The 23,644-nt window shown below is 70.5% G+C and carries 22 protein-coding genes; 8 read left to right on the forward strand and 14 right to left on the reverse strand.

Going from position 1 to position 23,644, the window contains the following annotated elements; translation table 11 throughout:
- Window positions 1-3 precede the first annotated feature (3 nt).
- From JOD31_RS18135 to tesB, 4 genes are all read right to left on the reverse strand, one after another.
- Window positions 4-2,616 carry a DNA translocase FtsK gene (locus JOD31_RS18135; RefSeq protein ID WP_204951850.1) on the reverse strand — a complete coding sequence of 871 codons (2,613 nt, stop codon included), beginning with the start codon at window positions 2,614-2,616 and terminating at the stop codon, window positions 4-6.
- Window positions 2,617-2,918: 302 nt separating this feature from the next.
- Window positions 2,919-4,265: an ammonium transporter gene (locus JOD31_RS18140; RefSeq protein ID WP_204951851.1), complete on the reverse strand. Its 1,347-nt coding sequence runs from the start codon at window positions 4,263-4,265 to the stop codon at window positions 2,919-2,921.
- Between the two features lie 52 nt (window positions 4,266-4,317).
- Entirely contained in the window at window positions 4,318-4,656 is a 339-nt protein-coding gene (locus JOD31_RS18145) for a P-II family nitrogen regulator (RefSeq protein ID WP_020186841.1), read from the reverse strand.
- A gap of 315 nt (window positions 4,657-4,971) precedes the next feature.
- On the reverse strand, window positions 4,972-5,835 hold the full coding sequence (gene tesB, locus JOD31_RS18150) for an acyl-CoA thioesterase II (protein ID WP_204951852.1): 864 nt from the start codon (window positions 5,833-5,835) through the stop codon (window positions 4,972-4,974).
- Window positions 5,836-5,975: 140 nt separating this feature from the next.
- Between tesB and JOD31_RS18155 the strand changes: the two genes are divergently transcribed.
- Together JOD31_RS18155 and JOD31_RS18160 are read left to right on the forward strand one after the other, a co-directional pair.
- The gene (locus JOD31_RS18155; RefSeq protein ID WP_204951853.1) at window positions 5,976-6,158 is read left to right on the forward strand and encodes a hypothetical protein; all 183 of its coding nucleotides are present in this window, start codon (window positions 5,976-5,978) and stop codon (window positions 6,156-6,158) included.
- A 19-nt stretch (window positions 6,159-6,177) separates the two neighbouring features.
- A complete protein-coding gene (locus JOD31_RS18160; protein WP_204951854.1) occupies window positions 6,178-7,359 on the forward strand; it encodes an FAD-dependent monooxygenase in 1,182 nt (393 codons plus the stop codon).
- A gap of 9 nt (window positions 7,360-7,368) precedes the next feature.
- On the opposite strand, the gene JOD31_RS18165 is transcribed toward JOD31_RS18160, so the two are convergent.
- The 3 genes from JOD31_RS18165 to trxA are packed head-to-tail and all read right to left on the reverse strand — an operon-like array spanning window position 7,369 to window position 9,169.
- Window positions 7,369-7,575 (reverse strand): Trm112 family protein, encoded by a 207-nt coding sequence (locus tag JOD31_RS18165; RefSeq protein ID WP_204951855.1) that lies wholly within the window; start codon window positions 7,573-7,575, stop codon window positions 7,369-7,371.
- A complete protein-coding gene (locus JOD31_RS18170; protein WP_204951856.1) occupies window positions 7,572-8,243 on the reverse strand; it encodes an LON peptidase substrate-binding domain-containing protein in 672 nt (223 codons plus the stop codon). The genes JOD31_RS18165 and JOD31_RS18170 overlap by 4 nt, the downstream gene beginning before the upstream one ends.
- Window positions 8,244-8,254: 11 nt before the next feature.
- Window positions 8,255-9,169 carry a thioredoxin gene (gene trxA / locus JOD31_RS18175; RefSeq protein WP_204951857.1) on the reverse strand — a complete coding sequence of 305 codons (915 nt, stop codon included), beginning with the start codon at window positions 9,167-9,169 and terminating at the stop codon, window positions 8,255-8,257.
- A gap of 204 nt (window positions 9,170-9,373) precedes the next feature.
- Here trxA and JOD31_RS18180 point away from each other — a divergent pair, with 204 nt between their 5' ends.
- Window positions 9,374-10,657, forward strand: a complete 1,284-nt coding sequence (locus tag JOD31_RS18180) for an NAD(P)/FAD-dependent oxidoreductase (RefSeq protein ID WP_204951858.1) — start codon at window positions 9,374-9,376, stop codon at window positions 10,655-10,657.
- A 218-nt stretch (window positions 10,658-10,875) separates the two neighbouring features.
- Here the strand turns inward: JOD31_RS18180 and JOD31_RS18185 are convergent, their stop codons facing one another.
- Both JOD31_RS18185 and JOD31_RS18190 read right to left on the reverse strand, forming a co-directional pair.
- The gene (locus JOD31_RS18185) at window positions 10,876-13,458 is read right to left on the reverse strand and encodes an ABC transporter permease (protein WP_204951859.1); all 2,583 of its coding nucleotides are present in this window, start codon (window positions 13,456-13,458) and stop codon (window positions 10,876-10,878) included.
- A complete protein-coding gene (locus tag JOD31_RS18190) occupies window positions 13,455-14,138 on the reverse strand; it encodes an ABC transporter ATP-binding protein (protein WP_204951860.1) in 684 nt (227 codons plus the stop codon). The genes JOD31_RS18185 and JOD31_RS18190 overlap by 4 nt, the downstream gene beginning before the upstream one ends.
- Before the next feature lie 130 nt (window positions 14,139-14,268).
- On the opposite strand from JOD31_RS18190, the gene JOD31_RS18195 reads away from it, so the two are divergent.
- The 3 genes from JOD31_RS18195 to thpR all read left to right on the forward strand — a co-directional run bounded on the left by JOD31_RS18195 (window position 14,269) and on the right by thpR (window position 16,576).
- Window positions 14,269-14,865, forward strand: a complete 597-nt coding sequence (locus JOD31_RS18195; RefSeq protein ID WP_204952050.1) for an arylesterase — start codon at window positions 14,269-14,271, stop codon at window positions 14,863-14,865.
- A gap of 82 nt (window positions 14,866-14,947) precedes the next feature.
- Entirely contained in the window at window positions 14,948-16,000 is a 1,053-nt protein-coding gene (locus JOD31_RS18200) for an aldo/keto reductase (RefSeq protein ID WP_204951861.1), read from the forward strand.
- 42 nt (window positions 16,001-16,042) lie between these two features.
- The gene (thpR, locus tag JOD31_RS18205; protein ID WP_204951862.1) at window positions 16,043-16,576 is read left to right on the forward strand and encodes an RNA 2',3'-cyclic phosphodiesterase; all 534 of its coding nucleotides are present in this window, start codon (window positions 16,043-16,045) and stop codon (window positions 16,574-16,576) included.
- Between the two features lie 31 nt (window positions 16,577-16,607).
- On the opposite strand, the gene JOD31_RS18210 is transcribed toward thpR, so the two are convergent.
- Complete coding sequence (locus JOD31_RS18210) at window positions 16,608-17,336, reverse strand: sulfotransferase family 2 domain-containing protein (RefSeq protein WP_204951863.1); 729 nt, start codon at window positions 17,334-17,336, stop codon at window positions 16,608-16,610.
- Window positions 17,337-17,443: 107 nt separating this feature from the next.
- Here JOD31_RS18210 and leuD point away from each other — a divergent pair, with 107 nt between their 5' ends.
- Window positions 17,444-18,049 carry a 3-isopropylmalate dehydratase small subunit gene (gene leuD, locus JOD31_RS18215; RefSeq protein ID WP_204951864.1) on the forward strand — a complete coding sequence of 202 codons (606 nt, stop codon included), beginning with the start codon at window positions 17,444-17,446 and terminating at the stop codon, window positions 18,047-18,049.
- 70 nt (window positions 18,050-18,119) lie between these two features.
- Entirely contained in the window at window positions 18,120-18,503 is a 384-nt protein-coding gene (locus JOD31_RS18220) for a RidA family protein (protein ID WP_204951865.1), read from the forward strand.
- On the opposite strand, the gene JOD31_RS18225 is transcribed toward JOD31_RS18220, so the two are convergent.
- The 4 genes from JOD31_RS18225 to acnA form a co-directional block, all read right to left on the reverse strand.
- A complete protein-coding gene (locus tag JOD31_RS18225) occupies window positions 18,493-18,876 on the reverse strand; it encodes a DUF2794 domain-containing protein (RefSeq protein ID WP_204951866.1) in 384 nt (127 codons plus the stop codon). The genes JOD31_RS18220 and JOD31_RS18225 overlap by 11 nt on opposite strands.
- A gap of 75 nt (window positions 18,877-18,951) precedes the next feature.
- Window positions 18,952-19,953 (reverse strand): alpha/beta fold hydrolase, encoded by a 1,002-nt coding sequence (locus JOD31_RS18230; protein ID WP_204951867.1) that lies wholly within the window; start codon window positions 19,951-19,953, stop codon window positions 18,952-18,954.
- On the reverse strand, window positions 19,950-20,789 hold the full coding sequence (locus JOD31_RS18235; protein WP_246482593.1) for a DUF1223 domain-containing protein: 840 nt from the start codon (window positions 20,787-20,789) through the stop codon (window positions 19,950-19,952). The genes JOD31_RS18230 and JOD31_RS18235 overlap by 4 nt, the downstream gene beginning before the upstream one ends.
- A 112-nt stretch (window positions 20,790-20,901) precedes the next feature.
- Window positions 20,902-23,583, reverse strand: a complete 2,682-nt coding sequence (gene acnA, locus JOD31_RS18240) for an aconitate hydratase AcnA (protein WP_204951868.1) — start codon at window positions 23,581-23,583, stop codon at window positions 20,902-20,904.
- Window positions 23,584-23,644 lie beyond the last annotated feature (61 nt).

Raw genomic sequence — 23,644 nt, forward strand, 5'->3', positions numbered from 1 at the left:
CTCTTACGCCGCGTCGTCGTCGCGGTCGGCGCCTTCCAGCAGAATCTCGCGCTTGCCGGCATGGTTGGCCGGGCCGACGACGCCTTCCTTCTCCATCCGCTCGACCAGCGAGGCCGCGCGGTTGTAGCCGATCTGCAGGCGGCGCTGGATGTACGAGGTCGAGCACTTCTTGTCGCGCAGCACCACGGCCACCGCCTGGTCGTAGACGTCCGCGCCCTCGTCGCCGAAGCCGCCCTTGTCGAACACCGCGCCGTCGTCGCCGGCCTCGCCCGCCTCGTCGTCCTCGGTGATGACGGCGTCGAGGTAGTCGGGCTGCCCCTGCGCCTTCAGGTGCGCGACGATGTCCTCGACCTCCTCGTCCGAGCAGAACGGCCCGTGGACGCGGGAGATGCGGCCGCCGCCGGCCATGTGCAGCATGTCGCCCTGGCCGAGCAGCTGCTCCGCGCCCATCTCGCCGAGGATCGTGCGGCTGTCGATCTTCGAGGTCACCTGGAAGGAGATCCGGGTCGGGAAGTTCGCCTTGATCGTGCCGGTGATCACGTCGACCGAGGGCCGCTGCGTCGCCATAACGATGTGGATGCCGGCCGCGCGCGCCATCTGCGCCAGACGCTGGATCGCGCCCTCGATCTCCTTGCCGGCCACCATCATCAGGTCGGCCATCTCGTCCACGATGACGACGATGTAGGGGAGCTTGCCGAGCTCCATGATCTCCTGCTCGTAGACCGCCTCGCCGGTCTCCTTGTCGAAGCCGGTCTGCACCGTGCGGGTGATCGCCTCGCCCTTCTCCAGCGCCTGCGCCACGCGGGCGTTGAAGCCGTCGATGTTGCGGACGCCGAGCTTCGACATCTTGCGGTAGCGGTCCTCCATCTCCCGGACCGCCCACTTCAGCGCCACCACCGCCTTCTTGGGGTCGGTCACGACCGGCGTCAGCAGGTGGGGAATGCCGTCGTAGATCGACAGCTCGAGCATCTTGGGGTCGATCATGATCAGACGGCACTCCTCCGGCTTCAGCCGGTAGAGCAGCGACAGGATCATCGTGTTGATCGCGACCGACTTGCCGGAGCCGGTGGTGCCCGCGATCAGCAGATGCGGCATGCGCGCGAGCTCGGCGATCACCGGCTCGCCGCCGATCGTCTTCCCGAGGCAGAGCGGCAGCCGCATCTTGGCCTTTTCGAAGTCCGCCGAGGCCAGCAGCTCGCGGAGGTACACGGTCTCGCGGCGCGCGTTCGGCAGCTCGATGCCGATGGCGTTGCGGCCGGGAATGACGGCGACGCGGGCCGCGACCGCGCTCATGGAGCGGGCGATGTCTTCGGCGAGGCTGATGACGCGGCTCGACTTCACGCCGGGCGCGGGCTCCAGCTCGTAGAGCGTGACCACGGGGCCGGGCTTGACGTTGATGATGGCGCCGCGGACGCCGTAGTCCTGCAGCACGGCCTCCAGCATGCGCGCGTTCTGCTCCAGCGCCTCGTGGCTGACCTGGGGCGCGGCCGTGCGCTTCGGCTCGGCCAGCAGCGAGAGCGGCGGCAGCTCGTAGCCGTCGCGGTCGAGCAGCGAGGGCTGGGCCTCCCGCGCGAGGCGACGGCCGGGCTTGGGCGCGGCCGGCGGCGCGGCGACCCGGCCGATCGGCCGATCTCCGGCCGCGAGCTGCAGCGGCGCGCCGCCCAGAACGGAGGGGGTTTCACGGCGCAGCGGCGGCTCGCGGCGCTCCTCGGCCGCGCCGAAGCCGGGCTCCCGCCGGAGCGGCGCGCCGAGGTCCTCGTCGTCGCGAGAGGCGCGCTCGAGGATGCGGGACAGCGCGCGATCGTCGTCGCGCTCGCCGCCCCGGCGGGAGAAGGCGCGCCCGGCGGCGGCCTTCGCCGACAGCGCCCAGTGGGTGAGCAGGCCGAGCGAGATCAGGCGACGGTCGTCGTCGTCGTCATAAAGATCGGCGTCGGGTTCGGGCTCGGCGGACGCCCGCTCGGGCGCCATCCGCGGCTCGGCGCGGCCGGCCGACATCGGCGGCGGGGCGCGGACCGGCTCGTCGGCTTCGGCGCGGCGGAACGTCGGGGTGGCCCCGATGGCGAGCGCGAAAGCGACCGCGCCGCCGCCGGCGAGCGCCGCCGCCACGCCGGCGCGGACGGCGCCGTTGGCGAGGCCCACCGCGTCCGCGGTCATGAGGAACAGATCGCCCAGCACGCCGCCGAGACCCGTCGGCAGGGGCCAGGACGGCGTCGCCGGCAGCAGGCCCGCGCCGCCCGCGAGCAGCGTCGCGGCGAGCGGCCAGGCGAGCAGCTTGATCTTCTCGCGCTCGACGGCGCGGTGCGTCAGCAGCCGCCACCCCCAGATGGCGACGGGGAGCACGAACACCGCGGCGGCGAGGCCGAAGGTCTGGGTCAGCAGGTCGGCGACCACCGCGCCGAGTGGACCCAGCGCGTTGTGGACCGGACCGTTGGTGGCGTGGCTGAAGCTCGGGTCCTGCACCGACCATGTCGCGAGGGCGACGGCGGCCAGCGCGCCGAGCGCGACCAGGGCCAGCCCGCCGAGCTCCGTCGCGCGCCTCAGCAGCGTGTCGCGCAGGCTGTCCGGCAGCAGGGCGACCGACTGGAAACCGCGCGAGCGGGAGCGGGCGACCCGCATCTCAGGACGCCTCGGCCGCGCGGCCGGACATCCGACGCGACATGCCCCTGCGGGCGGCTCCGCCGCCCGCGATTTCGTCCTTGCAACGCACCTGCATGAACGACGCGACCCTTCTGAACGCTTGACCGACATGTGGCCGATCGTTTCTCAGATTCTTAGTCCGAGACGGTTAAGAGGGCCTTACCCCGCGCCGTCAGGCGGCGCCACGGCACCTCTCTCCCCCGCCGCTCTGGGGGTGGCGAACGCAAAAAGGCCCCGGCTTGCGCCGGGGCCTTCCGCTCGAACCTGGCTGACGCCGAGGATCAGCTGCTGTGGTAGGCGCGCTCGCCGTGCGAGATGAGGTCGAGACCTTCGCGCTCCTCGTCGACCGTCACGCGGAGGCCGACCAGCACGTCCACGATCTTGAAGATGATGAAGCTGCCGATGCCGGTCCACAGGATGGTGACGCCGACGGCCTTGATCTGCGTGATGACCTGGCCGGCCATCGAGTAGTCGGCGACGCCGACGCCGCCGAGGGACGGGCTCACGACGATGCCGGTGCCGATCGCGCCGATGATGCCGCCCACGCCGTGGATGCCGAACACGTCCAGGCTGTCGTCGTAGCCGAGAGCGTTCTTCACCGCGGTGCAGAAGATGAAGCAGACGGTCGCGGCGACGGCGCCGAGAACCAGCGCGCCCATCGGGCCCGAGACGCCGGCGGCCGGGGTGACGGCCACGAGGCCGGCGACGATGCCCGACGCGAGGCCGAGCATGCTCGGCTTGCCCTTGGAGATCCACTCCACGAACATCCAGGCGAGACCCGCCGCGGCGGTCGCGACGAAGGTGTTGAGCAGCGCCAGCGTGGTGACGCCGTTCGCTTCGAGGTTGGAGCCGGCGTTGAAGCCGAACCAGCCGACCCACAGCAGACCGGCGCCGATGAGCGTCATCGGCAGGTTGTGCGGAGCGATGATGTCCTTGCCGTAGCCCGTGCGCTTGCCGAGGAGCAGCGCGCCCACGAGGGCCGCGACGCCGGAGTTGATGTGCACGACCGTGCCGCCGGCGAAGTCAAGCGCGCCCCAGCCGAAGATCATGCCGTTGGCCGACCACACCATGTGCGCGACCGGGAAGTACACGAAGGTGCCCCACAGCGCGGCGAACAGCAGAGCCGCCGGGAACTTGATGCGCTCGGCGAAGCCGCCGATGATCAGGCCGGGCGTGATCGCGGCGAAGGTCATCTGGAAGCAGATGAACACGAACTCGGGGATCACGACGCCCTTGGTGAAGGTGGCCGAGGTGGAGTCCGGGGTCACGCCCGAGAGGAAGACCTTGGAGAAGTCGCCGATGAAGGCGCCGCCGTCGCCGAAGGCGAGGCTGTAGCCGTAGACGACCCAGATGATCATCATCAGGCAGGCGATGGCCGAGACCTGCATCAGGACCGACAGCATGTTCTTGGCGCGGACGAGGCCGCCGTAGAACAGGGCCAAGCCCGGGATGGTCATGAGCAGGACGAGGACGGTGGAGACCATCATCCAGGTCGTGTCGCCCTTGTTGACCGTCGGCGCGACCTCGGCCGCCGGCGCGGCGGCGTCCTGCGCGTAGACCGCAGTCGCGAGCATCAGGCCGGCCGTCAAAGCCGGGGCTCCCCAGCGGAGCACGGAACTCAGTTTCATCGAGTGAACTCCCGAAGACGTCGGATAGGGTTGGGGCGTCGACCGCGGCTCGTCAGAGCGCGTCGTTGTCGGTCTCGCCGGTGCGGATGCGCACCGCCTGGTCGATCGAATGGACGAAGATCTTGCCGTCGCCGATCTGGCCGGTCTTGGCGGCGGCGGCGATCGCCTCGACCACCTTCTCGACCGACCCGGCCGCGACCGCGACCTCGATCTTCAGCTTCGGCAGGAAGCTCACGGCGTATTCCGCGCCGCGGTAGATTTCGGTGTGCCCCTTCTGCCGCCCGTATCCCTTGACCTCGGTGACGGTCAGCCCGTGAACGCCGATCCCGGTCAGGGCGTCGCGGACCTCGTCCAGCTTGAATGGCTTGATGATGGCCATCACGAGTTTCATGCGTCGCTTCCCCGTTGGCCCGCCGATCCGGCGCGTGGTCGCGCGCGGCACCGGGAGACAGTTGCGTGGTCCGAGACGACAGCACGACGCGGCTGCGTCGTCGGGTCTCGCCGGCGCGATGAATTCAAGGGTCGTGCCAAGTGGCGGAACGGTTGCGAAAGCGTTGATTCCGGCAGCTTTCCGCCCAAGCGCGACGTGCCAATGTCGCGGCAAACCGGTTTGCAGCCCACATAATAGGCATAAAGCCTATTTTTAGGCCGACAAATTAGGCGGCGACGTGGCGTCGCTTAGGAAATGAGCAGTCTGACCGCCGCTTTACGCGCCAGGCCTGCGCCGGCGGATCAACCCTTCCTGCGCGACCGAGGCCACGAGCTCGCCTGTTACCGTGTAGATCCGACCGCGCGTGAAGCCGCGGGCGCCGCCGGCGAAGGGGCTGTCCTGGGTGTAGAGCAGCCATTGGTCCGCCCGGAACGGCCGGTGGAACCAGAGCGCGTGATCAAGGCTCGCGGCCTGGATCTCGCCCGAGAACACCGAGCTGCCGTGCGCCACGAGCGCGGTGTCCAGCAGGGTCATGTCGGAGGCGTAGGCGAGCACGCACTGGTGGATCGCTGGATCGTCCGGCAGCGCGCCTGTGGTCCGGATCCACACGCTCTGGTACGGCGGACGCGGTTTGCCGTCGAGATAGCGCATCGGATCCACGTGCCGAAGCTCGATCGGCCGCTCGCGCTCGAAGTAGTTGCGGATCGCCTCCGGCATCGTGGGCATCAACTGCTCCTTGAGCGTGCGCTCGTCGGGCAGGTCTTCGGGCCGCGGGACCTCGGGCATGTCGAGCTGGTGCTCGTAGCCCTCCTCGTCGAGGTGGTAGGAGGCGGACATCGAGAAGATCGCCTCGCCGTGCTGGATCGCCACCACGCGGCGCGTGACGAAGCTGCGGCCGTCGCGGATCGGGTCGACCTCGTAGATGATCGGCGTCTTGGGATCGCCCGGGCGCATGAAATAGCCGTGGAGCGAGTGCGGCGGCCGGCCGTCGACCGTGCGGGTCGCCGCCACCAGCGCCTGGCCCACGACCTGGCCGCCGAACACCCGCTGCCAGCCGGTCTGTGGGCTCAGGCCGCGGAACAGGTTTTTCTCAAGCGGCTCGAGGTCGAGAATCTTCAGTAGATCGGCGACGGCGGACATGCGGATTTCCTGACTCGTGCGTTGTGCGAGGATGGACGCGGCGCGTCCCGCGTCAAGGCGTCGCCGCGAGTGATCCGGCCGACGTCCCGGCGCGAACGAAGCCAGGCGCGGCCTTAAAGGCGCGCGCGGAGGATCCGCCGATGCTGTTCGCCATCCTGATGACCATCTGCCGCGCGAACGATCCGAGCGCCTGCCATGAGGAGCGCGTCGAGTTCGAAGGTCCGGCGATGGGCTGCATCGTCAGCGCCCAGCCGGTCGTCGTCGATTGGACCGACCGTCATCCCGAGTGGACGGTGAAATCCTGGAAATGCCGGCCGCGCTAGGCCGTGCTATCACACGCCCATGACCGATCCCGCTGCGTCCTCCGCTCCTCTCGACGTCGCCGTCGCCGGCGCCGGCGCCGCGGGTCTCGCGCTCGCCGTGGCGCTGAAGCAGGCGCTCGGGCCGGGCCTCAGGATCACGGCGTTCGACCCCGCTCTCGGGCGCGATCCGCGCGACGACGGTCGCGCCTCCATGCTCGCGGCCGACGTCAGGCGTTTTCTCGTTGATCTCGGCGGCTGGCCGGAGGAGGCCTCCCCGGTCGCAGGGCTCCGGATCACCGACAGCCGGCTCGACGACGTTCTCCGCCCGATCTTTCTTGAGCTCGGGGCCGAGGTCGCGGGCGAGCCTTTCGCCCATATGGCGTCCGACGCCGACCTCAGGGGAGCGCTGCGCGCGCGGGCCGAGGCGCTCGGCGTCGGTCTGGCCGCGGACAGCGTGGTCGGGCATCGGCCCGCGGGCGGGGGTCTGGCGCTCTCGCTGGCCTCGGGGGCGGAGACGACGGCGCGCCTCCTGGTCGCCGCCGACGGCGCGCGGTCGAGCGTGCGGGAGCGCGCGAAGATCGCGACCCACGTGATAGCCTACGACCAGATCGCGCTGACGGCGACGCTCGCCCACGAGCGGCCGCACGGCGGGATCGCGACCCAGCACTTCCTGCCCGGCGGCCCGTTCGCGATGCTGCCGTTGGCCGGGAACCGATCGGCGCTGGTCTGGAGCGAAAAGCGATCGGCCGCCGAGGCGGTGATCGCCTCCGACGACGACGCGTTCCTGGCCGAGGTCGAGCGCCGCGCCGGACCGGAGTTCGGCGCGATCACGCTGGCTGGGCGCCGCGGCTTCTTCCCGCTGCGGCTGCTGCTCGCCCGAAGCTTCATGGGAGATCGGGTCGCGCTCGTCGCCGACGCCGGCCACGTGGTGCATCCCCTCGCCGGCCAGGGGCTGAACGTCGGCTTCCGCGACGTGATGGCGCTCGCGCGCGTCGTGGCGGCGGCGGCCCGTTCGGGCGAGGACTGGGGCGCCCCGCAGACGCTCGACCGCTACGAGCGGGCCCGACGGTTCGACGTCGCGGCGCTCGGCGCGGCGACCGACGGGCTCTATCGGCTGTTCCGCGCCGACGCGGCGCGGCTTGCGCGCGACGTCGGCATGGGGCTCGTCGACCGAACGCCGGCGCTCAAGCGCAAGATCGTCGAGATCGCGGCCGGCGGGTGAGCGCCGACCTCAATCCTCGATCGGGCGGGCCTCGTCGGGCAGCATGATCGGGATGCCGTCGCGGATCGGGTAGGCGAGCTTCGCGGGCTTCGAGATCAGCTCCTGCCGCGCCGCGTCGTAGGTCAGCGTCGCCTTGGTGAGCGGGCAGACCAGGATCTCGAGCAGCTTCGGGTCGACGCCGCTGGCGCGGGTCGGGAGATCGGTCGCGTCTGTCATTGCAGGGAGGAACTCGCGTCGCCGCGCGCGCGGGCCAGCTCCATCTCCGTGACGGCGACCAGGATCTCAGCGCGCGATTTGAGATCCGGAGCTTCGAGCAGCGCCTGCTTCTCGCGGGCGCCGAAGGGGCTCATCATGGCAAGCGCGTTCACGAGCGCCTCGTTGGGCGCGCGGCGGATGCCGTCCCAGTCCGCCTCGAGGTCGTTGGCGGCGAGATAATCCTTGAGCGTCTTGAGCAGCGCCTCGCGGTCGACGTCGTCCTGGCCCTCGCCGGGGGCGAGATCGAGCGCGAACTCCTCGAACGCGACGCGCGCCTGCCGGTACGGCGTGGCGGCCGTCAGCTCCTCGGCGAGCTCGAAGCGGGCGACGCCGGTCAGGGTGACGAGGTAGCGGCCGTCCCCGGTCTCTGCGAAGGCCGTCAGGCGCCCCGCGCAGCCGACGCGCACGAGAGCCGGCCGCTCTTCGTCGTCGGAGGCTTCCGGCGTCGGCTGGATCAGCCCGATCAGGCGATGGGACCGGATCGAATCCTCGACCATCGCGAGATAGCGCGGCTCGAAGATGTTGAGCGGCATCTCTCCCCGCGGGAGCAGCAGCGCGGCGCGCAGCGGGAACAGCGGGAGAACGTCCGGAAGCTCGTCGAGCTTATGGTAGATGACGTTGGAGGCCATCCGTCACCCTCTCACGAGAACAGCAGCGAGGACAGGCGCTTTCGACCCGCGATCGTGTGCTCGTCCTTCGGACCCCACGCCTCGAACAGAGACACCAGCTCCTTGCGGGCGCCGTCCTCGTTCCACGAGCGGTCGCGCTTGACGATCTCGAGCAGATGGCCGAGCGCCTCCTTGCGCAGACCAGCGGCCGCGAGCCCGACGGCAAGATCGAAGCGCGCCTGGTGGTCGGCCGGGTCCGCCGCGACCTTGGCCTCGAGCGGGGCGAGGTCGCCCACGGCCGCAGCTTTCTCGGCGAGCTCGATCTGCGCCCGCGCCGCCGCGATCGCGGGGTCGGCCGCCTTCGCCTCGGGGGCGGCGTCGAGCGTCGCCTTCGCGGCGGCGAGGTCGCCCTGGGCGATGAGCGCGCGGGCGAGGCCGCCGATCGCCGCGACCTCCTCCGGCTCCTCCGCGAGGATGTCGGCGAAGATCGCCGCGGCGGTGACAGCGTCGCCGGCCTCCAGCGCCGCCTCGGCGTCCGCCAGGACCTCGGCGATCCCGCCGCCGCCGACCGGCTCGCCCAGCAAGCGCTCCACGAAGGCCTGAACCTGCGCCTCCGGCAGCGCGCCCATGAAGCCGTCGACCGGCTGGCCGCGGGTGAAGGCGAACACCGCCGGGATCGACTGCACGCCGAGCTGGCCCGCGATCTCCGGATACTGGTCGATGTTCATCTTGGCGAGCTTCACCTTGCCGCCCGCCGCCTTGACCACTTTTTCGAGCACGGGGGTCAGCTGCTTGCAAGGGCCGCACCAGGGCGCCCAGAAGTCGACCAGCACCGGGACGGACTGAGACGCCTGCACCACGTCGGCCATGAAGGTCCGGGTCGTGGTCTCGACGATGAGGCCGTCGGCGGCTCCGGCGGGGGGCGTGGCGCCATCGGCGAGCGTCATGCGCGGTCTCCTGATGAGGGCGGCGGACGCAGCGATCCGCAGCTTTCGTTGGCGAGACAGATGGGGGAACCGGAGCGCGAATGCAAATGGGCCGGGCCGGACCTCGAGGGCAGTTGGTCGCGGAGCGCGGGGTGGCAACCGCCCCCCGTTCCGAGGCATTGTGAGCGCGCGCCCCCACACGATCCGCAAAGGACACCGCCGCCCATGACCGACACGTCCCTGGCTGACACTCCAAAGGCCCGCCGCAAGGTCGTCGTGGTGGGCGCGGGCTTCGCGGGCCTCTCCGTGGCCCGGGGCCTCGCCAAGGCGGACGTCGACGTGACCGTGCTCGACCGGCACAACTACCACTGCTTCCAGCCGCTGCTCTACCAGGTCGCGACCGCCGAGCTGTCCCCGGCCGACATCGCCTGGCCGATCCGGCACGTGCTGAAGTACCAGGCCAACGCCAAGGTGCTGCTGGCGAACGTCACCGGCGTCGACGTCGCGAACAAGCGCGTCGTCGCCGACACGGTCACCGTGCCCTACGACGAGCTGGTGCTCGCCACCGGCGCCACGCACTCCTATTTCGGCCGCGACGAATGGGCGGCGGTCGCGCCGGGCCTGAAGCGGATCGAGGACGCCACCGTCATCCGCCGCAAGCTGCTGATCGCGTTCGAGCGGGCCGAACTCGCCGACGACCCGGCGGTGCGCGAGCAGCTGCTGACCTTCGCGATCGTCGGCGCCGGCCCGACCGGCGTCGAGATGGCGGGCGCCATCGTCGAGGTCGCGAAGCACGTCATGCCGTCGGACTTCCGCCGCATCGACCCGCGCACCGCCCGCGTCATCCTGATCGAGGCCGGACCGCGCGTGCTGCCGGCCTTCCCGGAGGCGCTGTCGGCCTACACCCAGGCGTCGCTGGAGCGGATGGGCGTGGACGTGCGGGTGAACACGAGGGTGACGAACTGCGACGCCACGGGCGTCGACCTGGAAGGCGGCCGGCTGGACGCCGCGACCATCATCTGGGCCGCGGGCGTCGTGGCCTCGCCCGCCGGCGAATGGATCGCCGCGGGGCGCGACCGCGCCGGGCGGGTGCAGGTGGAGAAGGATCTCTCCGTCCCCGGCCATCCCGAAATCTTCGTCATCGGCGACACCTCCGCCGTATCCCGCGAGGACGGATCGCCAGTGCCGGGCGTCGCGCCGGCGGCGAAGCAGATGGGCGTCTACGTGGCGGACGTCATCGCCTCGCGGGCGCGCGACGCCGTGCCGCCGCCGCCCTTCCGCTACAAGCACCAGGGCGACCTCGCGACCATCGGGCGGAAGTCGGCGGTGGTGAAGCTGCCCTACATGAACCTGACAGGCTTCGTGGCCTGGCTGTTCTGGTCCGTCATCCACGTGTTCTTCCTGATCGGCGTGCGCCACCGCATCGCCGTCGCCTTCAAGTGGGTCTGGGACTTCATGACCTTCCAGCGCGGCGCGCGGCTGATCACCGACCAGAAGGACCAGATTTGACCGGAGACCGCGCCACGCGCGGAACCGAGTCCTAGGCCCCGGAGTTTGTTCGTCGCACACACAGGGAGGCGACGACCATGATGAAGGGTGGACTGCTTTGGCTGATCGGCATTCCGTTGCCGATCATTCTCATCCTCTGGTTCCTCGGCTACCTCAGCTGATCACCAAAAAGGCCCCGGAGATCGCTCTCCGGGGCCTTTTTGGTTCGCGCGCGCCGGTTACAGGTTGCGCAGGTGCCGCGCGGGCGTCTCTCCGAGGATGCGCCAGGTCCCGACGAGGCCGAGCACGATGGTCAGCACCAGCGCGACCAGCGCCGCGCCGCCCGCGCCGACGGGATCGAACCAGAAGTCGATCCGCATGATCTCGGTGGCGACGGCCCAGGCCGCGAGCGAGCCGACGACGAGGCCGAACACCGCCGTCACGAGACCAAGCAGCGCGTACTCCGCCGCGAAGGCCGCGAGCAGGCGGCCGCGGGTGGCCCCCAGCGTCTTCAGCACCACCGCCTCGTAGACCCGGCGGCGATGGCCCGCGGCGAGAGCGCCCGCCAGCACCAGGATGCTCGCGACCAGCGTCACGCCGCTCGCGGCGCGGATCGCGAGCGCGAGGTTGCCGACGATGGCCTCGATGGCGGTCAGTGCGTCCTTCACCCGGATCGCCGTCATGGTCGGGAAGTCGCGGGTCAGCTCCCGCAGCAGGCCGAGCTCCTTCGCGTCGCCGGCGCCTTTCGGGAAGCCGACGGTCGCGAGCGTCATGTAAGGCGCGCCGGCGAAGGCGTTCGGCGAGAACACCATGAAGAAGTTGATCCCCATGGTCTCCCAGTGGATCTCGCGCAGGTTCGCGACCTTCGCCGTGATCGTCCGGCCGAGCACGTTGACGCCGATCTCGTCGCCGACCTTGAGCCGAAGGCCCTCGGCCAGCCGCCGGTCGAACGAGACCAGCGGAGGCCCGGCGTAGTCCGCCGGCCACCATTCGCCCGAGATCACGGTTGAGCCTTCGGGCGGCGTGGCGGAGAAGGTCACGCCGCGGTCGCCGCGCAGCGCCCAGCGCGACTCGGGGTCGACGGCCGCGTCTTCGGAGGGCTGGCCCTTCAGCGCCACGATCCCGCCGCGCAGCATCGGCGTGCTGTTGAAGTCGGCCTCCGGCGCCTTGGCCTTCACCACCTCGCCGAAGCGGTCGCGTTCGGTGGAGGGGATGTCGAGAAAGAAGAACGCCGGCGCCTTCTGCGGCAGCTCGTTCGACAGCTGGCGGCGGATCGAGGAGTCGATCAAGGTCAGCGCCACCAGCAACACCAGGCCGAGGCCGAGCGACATGACGACGGACGGCGTCAACGCGCCCGGCCGGTGGACGTTGGCGAGCGCGAGCTTCAGCTCCACGCGCTTCGGCCGCGGCAGCCGGGCGGCGACCGCCATGATGCCCCAGGAGATCAGCCGGAGCGCCACGAAGGCGCCGATCGTCGCGACGACGAAGGCGGTGGCGATGCGCCGGTCGTAGGCCGCGAACACCGCAAGTCCGGCGAGCGCGGCTGCGGCCACGCCCGTCGCGATCATGTAGCCGAGCCGGGGGTAGCGGCGGTCGGGCGCGATGGCGTCGCGGAACAGCGCCGCGACCGGCACGTCATGCGCGCGGCCGAGCGGCCAGAACGCGAAGGCGAGCGCGGTCAGGCCGCCGTAAGCCGCGGCCAGCGCCAGCTCCCGCGGGAAGATCGAGGGCGCGAGCGGCAGCGGCAGCAGGCCTTTCAGCGCGTAGGCCGCCCCGAACGGGATCGCCGCGCCCAGGATCAGGCCGATCGCGACGCCCAGCGCGCCGAGCGCCGCCACCTCGATCAGATGGACGAGGAAGACGGTCCGCCCCGAGGCGCCGACGCTCTTCAGGATGGCGATGGTGTTGCGTTTGCGGTCGACGAAGGCGGAGATCGCGTTCGCGACGCCGACCCCGCCGACCACGAGCGCGGCGAGGCCGACGATCGTGAGGAACTGGGTGAAGCGGTCGACGTTGCGCTGCAGCTGCGGCGCGGCATTGAGGCGCGAGCGAGCCTCGAAGCCGGAGCCCTTGGCCTCGCGCTCGACGTCGGCGAGCAGCGCCCGCACCGCGCCGTCGCCCGGCTCGCCGGGCATCGCGACCCGGTAGGACCAGCGCACGAGGCTGCCGGGCTGCAGCAGGCCGGAGGCCTTCAGCGCGGGTTCGGACACCAGCACCCGCGGGCCGAAGCCGATGCCGTCCGACAGCTTGTCCGGCTCCTGCGTCAGGGTTGCGCGGATGTCGAAGCGGGAGGAGCCGATCTCGATGCGGTCGCCGACCTTGACGTCCAGCCGGGCGAGCAGCGCCGGGTCGACCGCCGCGCCGAACGCGCCGTCCTTCTCCGCCAGAAGGTCCGGCAGCGGGGCGGCGGGTTCGGTCGTGGCGCGGCCGACCATTGGCCAAGCGCCGTCCACGGCCTTGAGTTCGATCAGCGTGGAGTCGCCGGAGGCTGCGCGGCCCATGGAGCGCATGGTGGCCACGATCGCGATCCGGCCCTTGCTCTCCAGCAGCGTCAGCTCGGTCGGCGTCGCCTCGCGGTGCATGAGCGAGAACGCCGCGTCGCCGCCGAGGATCGCGCGGCCCTCGCGCTGCAGCCCCTCGGTCAACCCGCGCGACAGCGAGCCGACGCCCGCGATCGCCGCGACGCCGAGCGCTAGGCAGCCGAGGAAGACGATGAACCCCTGCACCCCGCCGCGCAGGTCGCGGGCGGCGAGCCGGAACGGGATCGGCAGGCGGAACGCGGAGCGGCGGTCGGCGGGGCGGTCGGCGGCGACGTCGCTCACGCCGCGGCCTCCGCCAGGCCTTCGACGCGGCCGGAGCGCAGGCGGACGGTGCGGCCGCAACGGGCGGCGAGCGCCACGTCGTGGGTCACGAGCACCAGCGTCGCGCCGCGTTCGGCGGTCTTCGCGAACAGCAGGTCGGCGATCTGCCGGCCGGTCGTTTCGTCGAGATTGCCGGTGGGCTCGTCGGCGACCAGCAGCTCCGGCCGCGAGCTCAGCGCCCGCGCGAGCGCGACGCGCTGCTGCTCGCCGCCCGAGAGTTCGGCCGGGTGATGATCGAGCCGATGGCCGAGCCCGACCGCGGCGAGCTCCGCCTGCGCGCGCTCGATGGCGTCGTCGACGCCTGCGAGCTCCAGCGGCACCGCGACGTTTTCGAGCGCCGTCATTGTGGGGATGAGGTGGAAAGACTGGAACACGACGCCTACGTTGCGACCGCGGAACCGCGCGAGGCCGTCTTCGTCCAGCGCGCCGAGGTCCTGGCCGAGGATCGAGACCGTTCCCCCGTCCGGGCGCTCCAGGCCTGCGAGCGTCATGAGGAGGGTGGACTTGCCGGAGCCGGACGGGCCGACCAATCCGACCACCTCCCCGCGCCCTATAACGAGGCTCACGTCCTTGAGGATGTGGACGCGCGCCGGACCCTGGCCCAGCGACAGATTGACGTTTCGGAGTTCGATCGCAGACATGAAGCCTCTGGTCTCGGCGCGGAACGCGCCTGTGCGGCGCAGCATCACGTCAGATAACGACGGGAACGCGGCGCGCCAGCCGTCTCGCCGCGACTTGCTGGCGCTTGGCGCCGCCGCTCTCGCAAGCGTGATGCCGCTGCGCGACGCGCGCGCCCAAGCTCCGATCAAACTTGTCGCCTTCGGGGACAGCCTGACCGCCGGCTACGGCCTCGGGCCGCGCGAGGGCTTCGCGCCGCGCCTCGAGGCGGCGTTGAGGGCGCGCGGGCACAATGTCGTGGTCGCGAACGCCGGCGTCTCCGGCGACACCGCGAGCGGCGGCGCCGATCGGCTGGACTGGTCGGTGCCGGACGGGACCGACGGCGTGATCGTGGAGCTCGGCGCGAACGACATGCTGCGCGGCGTCGACCCGAAGGTGACCCGCGCGGCGATCACGCGCATCCTGGACCGTCTGGCGGCCCGGAAGATCCCGGCCATGCTCGCCGGCATGCGCGCCTCGCCCAACCTCGGGCCGGACTACGTCAGGCGCTTCGAAAGCATCTATCCCGACCTTGCGACGGAGCGCGGGCTGGTGCTTTACCCGTTCTTCCTCGAAGGCGTGGTCGGAAACCGCTCGCTCAATCTCCCCGACGGCCTGCACCCGACGGCCGAGGGGGTGGACGTGGTGGTCGAGAACATCACGCCGACGGTCGAAAAATTCCTCGCCCAGATCGCCGCCCGGCGATCGTAAGGCCTGCCACTTCAACGGCGCTGCCGCCTCGCGATCGACCGCGGGCCGGCGCCCACCCGACCTCAACGAAAAGGCTTTTCCGATGGAGTATCGTAAGCTCGGGCGGACGGGGCTAGACGTCAGCGTCGTCTGCCTCGGCACCATGACCTTCGGCGAGCAGAACACCGAGGCTGACGGCCATGCGCAGATGGACCGTGCCCGGGACGCCGGCGTGAACGTTCTCGACGCCGCCGAGCTCTACCCGATCCCGCCGAAGTCGGAGACGCAGGGGAGGACCGAGGAGATCATCGGCTCCTGGCTCGCCGCCCGCGGCGGACGCGACAGGACGATCGTCGCCACCAAGGTGGTCGGCCGCACCGTCATGGAATGGTTCCGGAAGGACGGTTCGAAGGGCGAGCTGTCGCGCGGGCAGATCCGCGAGGCGGTCGAGGGCAGCCTGAGACGGCTCCGCACCGACTACATCGACCTCTACCAGCTGCACTGGCCGGACCGGGAGGTCACGCAGTTCGGCTCGAACCCGGTGGTGTTCCGCCAGGTGGAGCCCGCGCCCGGAGAGCACCCGATCCACGAGACGCTGGAGATCCTGGACGAGCTGGTCCGCGAAGGAAAGATCCGGCACGTCGGGCTCTCGAACGAAAGCGCCTGGGGGACCATGCGTTTCCTCGCCGAATCCGACGCCCGCGGCCTGCCGCGCGTGGCTTCGATCCAGAACGCCTACAGCCTTCTGAACCGCACCTTCGAGACCAATCTGGCGGAGATCGCCCTGCGCGAGGACGTCGGGCTGCTGGCCTATTCGGCGCTGGGCCAGGGCTATCTCACGGGCAAGTACCGCGACGGCGCGCTGCCGGCCGGCGCCCGCAAGACGCTGTTCGACCGGCTGCAGCGCTACGAGACGCCGGGCGCCGAGGGCGCGGTCGAGGCCTATTGCGATCTAGCTGGGGAGATCGGCTGGAGCCCCGCCCATCTCGCCTTGAAGTTCGCGGCCACGCGGTCCTTCATGACCTCCGTGATCATCGGCGCGACCACCCTGGAGCAGCTCGACCACGACCTCGCGGCCTTCGACCAGCCGTGGTCGGAGGAGATCGAGGCCCGCATCGACGCCATCCACAAGGTCCGCGCGAATCCTTGTCCCTGACGGCCTGACCGCCACGGGACGCGTATTGCGAGGAGGCGCGCCATGCCGCGGCTGTTCACCGCGATCGAGGTGCCCGAGGACATCGGCCTCGCGCTCTCCGGCTACCGCGGCGGCCTGTCCGGCGCGCGCTGGATCGACGTCGAGAACTACCATATCACCCTCCGCTTTCTCGGCGACGTGGACGAGGACGTCGCGCAGGAAGCGGCCCTTCTGCTCGGCAAGATCCGCCGGCAGCCGTTCGACGTCGCGATCGAAGGGCTCGACGCCTTCGGCGGCGCCCGGCCGCGGGCGCTGATCGCCAAGGTCGCGCCCTCGCCCGCCATCCTCGAACTGCAGGCCGAGCACGAGCGGCTGATGCGCCGGGCGGGCCTTCCGGCCGAGTCCCGGAAGTTCACGCCGCATGTGACGCTGGCGCGCCTGCGCGACGCCTCGCCCCGCGCGGTCGCCGACTATCTCGGGCTCCGCGGCGGGCCGGCGCGGCTGTCGTTCCGGGCCGAGCAGTTCGTGATCTACTCGTCGCGCGATTCCGTCGGCGGCGGCCCCTATGTGGTCGAGGCCGCCTACCCGTTGAGGTGAGGCGGGTCGCCGGCCTGCTCCGCGGCTCGCGTCACCGAGCCTTGCGCAGCATCCGCGTGATGAAGCTGGCGCCGGCCACGGTCGGTCGCGGAGGGGCCTTCACGGCCTTGGCCTCCGCCAGCCTGTCGATGAACGCCCGCGTCGCGGACGCGTAGAGCCGGGCGTCCTTGGGGTTCAGCGCGAGAATGCGCGCGTAGTCCTCGTCGGCCACCGCGTCCTTGGCGGAGGTCGCGTTGTATCGGCGGCGCAGCGTCGGCGCGGCTTCGCCGAACAGCAGGCCGAGCCCGAGTTCGAAGCGCTCGGTGAGCCCGGCGAAGGCGAAGGAGGCGGGATCGGCGCCGGAGAGATAGTGGTCCTGGACGTCCCGCATGCGGCGGAGCTCGGCGAAGGTCGCGAGGTCCATCTTGCTGGGGTCCTCGCCCTCGTCGAAGCGTCGCTTGAGCGGCTGCTCCCGGATGAAGAAGTAGTGCGACAGCACCCGCTCCACCGGATCGCGCACCCAGGTCCAGACCTGCGCCCCGGGGTCCGCGACGGCGCTCTCGACCGCGCCGAGGTGATAGTGCCCGTGCAGCACCTCGACGCCCTGGTCCTCGAGCTGGGTCAGCCGGCCGACAATCTCCTTGCGCGGCGCGCGCAGCAGCGGGTGGGTGTCCGGATCGTTCGCGCCGTAGAACAGCGCCACCTTGTCGCCATAGAGCGCCTTGAGCGCATGGCGAAAGCTGGTGCCGGCGGTCTTGGGGATGTGGATGGAGAAGATCATGCCGGCGGTTCTGGCGCGGGGGCGACCCGAGGGCAAGAGCGCGAAGGCCGCCGACGGGTTGACCGGCCGCCTGCGCCGGAGCATGACAGCGCGCGAGGAGAAGACCCATGCAGAAGTTCACCACGCTGACGGGCGTCGCCGCCCCCCTGCCGATGATCAACATCGACACCGACATGATCATCCCGAAGCAGTACCTCAAGACGATCAAGCGGACCGGGCTCGGCGCGGGCCTGTTCTCGGAGCTGCGCTACAACGCCGACGGTTCGGAGAACCCGGACTTCGTGCTGAACCAGCCGGCCTACAAGAACGCGGAGATCCTGGTCGCCGGCGACAACTTCGGCTGCGGATCGTCCCGCGAGCACGCGCCGTGGGCGCTGCTCGACAAGGGCATCCGCTGCGTGATCTCGACCTCGTTCGCGGACATCTTCTACAATAACTGCTTCAAGAACGGCATTCTGCCGATCGTCGTCACGCCGGAAGACCACGCCAAGCTGATGGACGACGCGGAGCGCGGCGCCAACGCCCGGCTGACCATCGACCTCGCGGCGCAGACCATCTCCGGCCCCGACGGCGGCACGGTGACCTTCGAGATCGACCCGTTCCGCAAGCGCTGCCTGCTGGAAGGCCTCGACGACATCGGCCTGACGATGGAGAAGGTCGACCGCATCGCCGGCTTCGAGCAGAAGCTCGCCGCCGACCGCCCCTGGGCGTAAAGCGCCCCTGCCGTCCTCAGGGTCGCCCGGAGGACCTTCGGCCGACCTATCACCCGACAGAGCCCGACCCATGACCCGCCGCCTGATCTCCACCGGTTCGCCCTTCGAGAAGACGGCGGGCTACAGCCGCGCCGTGGTCGACGGCGACCTCGTGTTCGTCTCCGGCACCACCGGCTACGACTACGCCACGATGACGATGCCGGAGAGCGTCGAGCAGCAGGCCCGCAACGCCTTCGCGACCATCGAGAAGGCGCTGAAGGAGGCCGGCGCGGGCTTCGCCGACGTGGTGCAGACCCGCTACTACCTGACCGATCCCGCGACCGCGGGCGAGCTGTTCACCGTCACCGGCGAGATCTTCGGCGAGATCCGCCCGGCGAACACCACGGTCGTCTGCGCGCTGATCAAGCCCGAGATGAAGATCGAGATCGAGGTGACCGCCCGCGTCAGGTCGTGACGAGGCGGAGCTTCCGGTCCAGCACGTCGAGCACGCGGGCGAGATCGTGCCCGCGCTTGAGGATCAGCCCGGTGGTCGTGACCACGGCGTAGGTCCCCTGCCGACGCGCGAGCTTCGGCGTCTTCTCGATGCGGTAGAGCGGCGCCTCGCTGGCGCGGCGAAACACCGAGAACACCGCCTGTTCCCTCAGGAAGTCGATGGCGTAGTCGCGCCACTCGCCGGCCGCGACCATGCGGCCGTAGAGCCCCAGGATGGCCTGTAGCTCGCGACGGTCGAACGAGACCTGCACGGGGACGGACTGCGGGACGGACGCCGCAGGCGGGGCGCTGGGCGCGGCGCGCGGCGTAAAACGTATGGGCTCCTGATCGCTCATGGCGCCTCCTTCATCGCGCCGTCATGATCGCGCCGCGGAGGGGGGAGCGCAAGCGACGCGGCGACGCGGACGCGATCAGGGCGCGGGCGTGAGCGCCTTGAGGAGCGCGGCTTCGAACTCGGCCGGCGCCTGCACCTGCGGCGAATGGCCGAGCCTGTCGAAGGCGACGAGCGTCGCGCCGGGAATAGCGGCCGCCGCGGCGCGGCCGAGCGCCGGGTAGTCGCCGAGCGTCTTCGCGATCTCGGGGGCGGCGCGGTTCGCGCCAGGCGCCGTGCGGTCGAGCTGGCCGATCATCAGCGTGGTCGGGGCAGCGATCTTCGGAAACTCGTACACGACCGGCTGGGTGTAGATCATGTCGCTGGTCCGCGCGGAGGCGCGCTCGACCTCGTCCTTGCCGTCGCCCGCGTACATCCCGGCGTACATGTCGACCCAGCGGTCGTAGGGCGCGCGCCACTCGCCGGAGTAATAGTACTTCAGCTGGTAGGCCTTGACGCTGTCGAAGGAGGTCTTGCGCTCGGCGGCGAGAAGCTGGTCGATCGGCGCGTAGGGCACGCCCTTCGCCTTCCAGTCCTCGAGGCCGATCGGGTTCACCATCACCAGCCGCTCTACCTCGGCCGGGTAGCTGAGCGCGTAGCGCGCCGCGAGCATGCCGCCCATGGAATGGCCGACGATCGTCGCGCGGGGAATCTTGAGGCTCTGCAGAAGCGCGTGGGTGTTCGCCGCGAGCTGGTTGAACGAGTACTGGTAGACGGCCGGCTTCGACGACTTGCAGAAGCCGATCTGGTCCGGGGCGATCACGCGATAGCCCGCACGCGCGAGGGCGCCGATCGCGCTCTCGAAGCTCGCCGCGCAGAAGTTCTTGCCGTGCAGCGCCACGACGGTCCGCCCGTTCGCGGGACCGACCGGCGCGACGTCCATATAGGCCATCTCCACCGGCTCGCCCTGCGAGACGAAGGCGAAGGTCGAGACCGGATAGGGGTAGGCGAAGCCTTCCAAACGCTCGCCGTAGGCGTTCGCCCCTGCGCCGCCGGCGGAGGCCAGCAGCGCCGCGGCGAACGCCGCGAGGCGGCGGATCACAAGGGATCCCGGAGGCGCGACTGCAGCGTGGGCGCGATCTTCGGCTGCTCGACCTGCGCGGCGCCGAGGATCGGCCCCGGCTGCCCGCCGCTGCCCGCCTGCACGACGATCGCGACGGCGTCGCTGTCGGGATGGCTGAGTTCGTCGGCGGGCACGTCGAACTTGGCGGCGTCCCCGTTCCAGACGCCCAGCCGGGTCATCTTGCGGACCACGTTGGCGTAGGTGACCGTCCGTCCCGCGTTTTCGCCGCGGCCGATCTGGACGGTGCGCGAGCGCTCGACCGAAAAGGCCCAGATCTCGCCATGGCGCAGCCCGCCCGCGGTCGGCGCGCCGGCGACCGCGACCGACACGCGGCCGTCCGCAGCGGTCACCGCGACTGGAAGCGTCAGAGCGTTGTCGCCGGCCTCGGCGCGGGTCACGACCCCCGCCACCGCGGCGCCGTCGCCGCCGACGGCGGCCTCGCGGCCGTTCACGACGATCTGCGGGGTGTAGATCTTGCGGTCGCCGCGGGTCGCCGCATAGGCGCGCTGCCGCGCGCTGTTGGCCGGGCTCGCCAGCGTGTCGCGCCAGCCGAGATAGTCCCAATAGTCCACGGGCAGCGTCAGCACGAGGTTCTGCCCGTCACGCGCAAGCTCGCTCGCGAGGCGGTCGGCCGGCGGGCAGGCCGAACAGCCCTGGCTGGTGAACAGCTCGATCACGCCGCGAGGCGCAGGTTCGCCCGCCTGCGCGACCGGGACGGCCGCGAGGGAGGAGGCGAAGGCAAGGGCGGCGAGACGCATGGGGAACAGCCGGACGTGGACGCATTCGGGAGTCGGAGAGTAGGTCGCGACGCCCATGCGAGACCACTCACATGGCGGTGACGCGCGGCCTCGTGATCGGCGCGGGTCCCGGAACGGCGCGTCCGGCGGCGTGGGAGCCGCCGGACGCGGGGAAATGGCGTCGCGCCGCTTACGCGGCAAGGCTGCGGAGCACGTAGTGCAGGATGCCGCCGTTCTTGAAGTAGTCGAGCTCGTCCAGCGTATCGATGCGGCAGAGCAGAGGCACCGTCTGCGTGGCGCCGTCGGCGGAGACGATCTCCGCGTTCATGGTCATGCGCGGGCGAAGGCCTTCCGCGAGGCCTTTGAGCGTGACGGTCTCGTCGCCCTTGAGCCCGAGCGACTGCCAGCTCGTTCCTTCCTCGAAGGTCAATGGCACGACGCCCATGCCGACGAGGTTCGAGCGATGGATGCGCTCGAAGGATTGCGCGATCACCGCGCGCACGCCGAGCAGGTTGGTGCCCTTCGCCGCCCAGTCGCGCGAGGAGCCGGTGCCGTACTCCTTGCCGGCGAACACGACGAGCGGCACGCCCTCCGCCTTGTACTTCATGGCCGCGTCGTAGATCGGCATCTGCTCCCCGTCGGGGAAGTGCTTGGTCATGCCGCCTTCGACGCCGGCCAGCATCTGGTTCTTGATGCGGATGTTGGCGAAGGTGCCACGCATCATGACCTGGTGGTTGCCGCGGCGCGTGCCGTACTGGTTGAAGTCCGCCGGACGCACCTGGTGGTCGCGCAGGTATTCGCCCGCCGGGCTCGCCTGCTTAATCGAGCCCGCCGGCGAGATATGGTCGGTGGTGATCGAGTCGAGGAACAGGCCGAGGATGCGGGCGCTCTCGATGTCCGTCACCGGCTTCGGCTCGCGGTCCATGCCCTCGAAGTACGGCGGGTTCTGGACGTAGGTCGAACGGTCGTCCCAGGCGTAGGTCTCGCCCTGCGGCACGGTGATTTTCTGCCAGTTGACGTCGCCCTTGAAGACGTCGGCGTACTTCTCCTGGAACATCGCCTTGGTGACGTTCTCGCGGATGAACTGGGCGACTTCCTTGTTCGAAGGCCAGACGTCCTTGAGATAGACCGGGCCGTCCGTCCCCTGGCCGAGCGGCTCGGTGGCGAGGTCGATCTGGAGCGAGCCCGCCAGCGCGTAGGCCACGACCAGCGGCGGCGAGGCGAGGTAGTTCGCCTTCACGTCCGGGTTCACGCGACCCTCGAAGTTGCGGTTGCCGGAGATCACGGCGCCCGCCACCAGGTCATGGGCGTTGATCGCCTCGGAGATCGGCTCCGGCAGCGGGCCGGAGTTGCCGATGCAGGTGGTGCAGCCGAAGCCCACGAGGTTGAAGCCCAGCGCGTCGAGCTCCTTCTGGAGGCCCGCCGAGGCGAGATAGCCCTCCACGACCTGGGAGCCGGGCGCGAGCGAGGTCTTCACCCAGGGCTTCGACTTCAAGCCCTTCGCGACGGCGTTGCGGGCGAGCAGGCCCGCCGCGATCAGCACGCTCGGGTTCGAGGTGTTGGTGCAGGAGGTGATGGCGGCGATCGTCACGTCGCCGTGGCCGAGGTCGTAGTCGGTGCCGGCAACGGGCACGCGCTTGCCGGCCTCGCCCGGCTTCTTGAACTCGCCCTCGAGCGAGGCGAGGAAGCCGGCCTTGGTGTCCTTCAGCAGCACGCGGTCCTGCGGGCGCTTGGGGCCGGCGAGCGAGGGCTCGACCGTGCCGATGTCGAGCTCCAGCACGTCGGTGAACACCGGGTCGGGCGACCCCGCCTCGCGCCACAGGCCCTGCGCCTTGGCGTAGGCCTCGACGAGCGCGACGCGCTGCGGATCGCGGCCGGTCTCCTCGAGGTAGGCGATCGTCTCCGAGTCCACGGGGAAGAAGCCGCAGGTCGCGCCGTACTCCGGCGCCATGTTGCCGATCGTCGCCCGGTCGGCGAGCGAGAGGTGGTCGAGGCCGTCGCCGAAGAACTCGACGAACTTGCCGACCACGCCGCGCTTGCGCAGCATCTGGGTGACAGTGAGCACCAGGTCGGTCGCGGTGATGCCTTCCTTCAGCTGGCCGACCAGCTTGAAGCCGATCACCTCGGGAATGAGCATCGAGACCGGCTGGCCGAGCATGGCGGCCTCCGCCTCGATGCCGCCCACGCCCCAGCCCAGCACGCCGAGGCCGTTCACCATCGTGGTGTGGCTGTCGGTGCCGACGCAGGTGTCGGGATAGGCAACGGTCACGCCGTCCTCGTCCTTCGTCCACACGGTCTGGGCGAGGTACTCAAGGTTGACCTGATGGCAGATGCCGGTGCCGGGCGGCACCACGCGGAAATTGTCGAACGCGTCCTGGCCCCACTTGAGGAAGCGGTAGCGCTCCTGGTTCTGCTTGTACTCCTCGTCGACGTTCTTCCCGAAGGCGGCGTCGTCGCCGAAGAAGTTGACGATAACGGAGTGGTCGATGACCAGGTCGACCGGCACCAGAGGGTTGATCTTCTTGGGGTCGCCGCCGAGGTGTTTCATCGCGTCGCGCATCGCCGCGAGGTCGACGACGGCCGGCACGCCGGTGAAGTCCTGCATCAGCACGCGCGAGGGCCGATAGGCGATCTCGTACTCGCCCTTGCCGCGGTTCTCGAGCCAGCCCTTGACGGCCGCGATGTCGTCCTTCTTGACGGTCCGCCCGTCCTCGAAGCGCAGCAGGTTCTCGAGCAGCACCTTCATGGAATGCGGCAGCCGCGCCACGCCCTCAAGCCCGTTCGCCTCCGCATCCGCGATGCTGTAGTAGCGGTAGTCCTTGCCGTTCACCGACAGGGTTTTGGCGGATTTGAAGCTGTCGGGATGGGACACGGGGGCGGGCTCCTCGCTTGAAGGGGGCCTTGAACGCCTGCGCGGGATGCGCGGACGAGCG

Source organism: Methylopila capsulata (assembly GCF_016907975.1).
GTDB lineage: Bacteria > Pseudomonadota > Alphaproteobacteria > Rhizobiales > Methylopilaceae > Methylopila > Methylopila capsulata.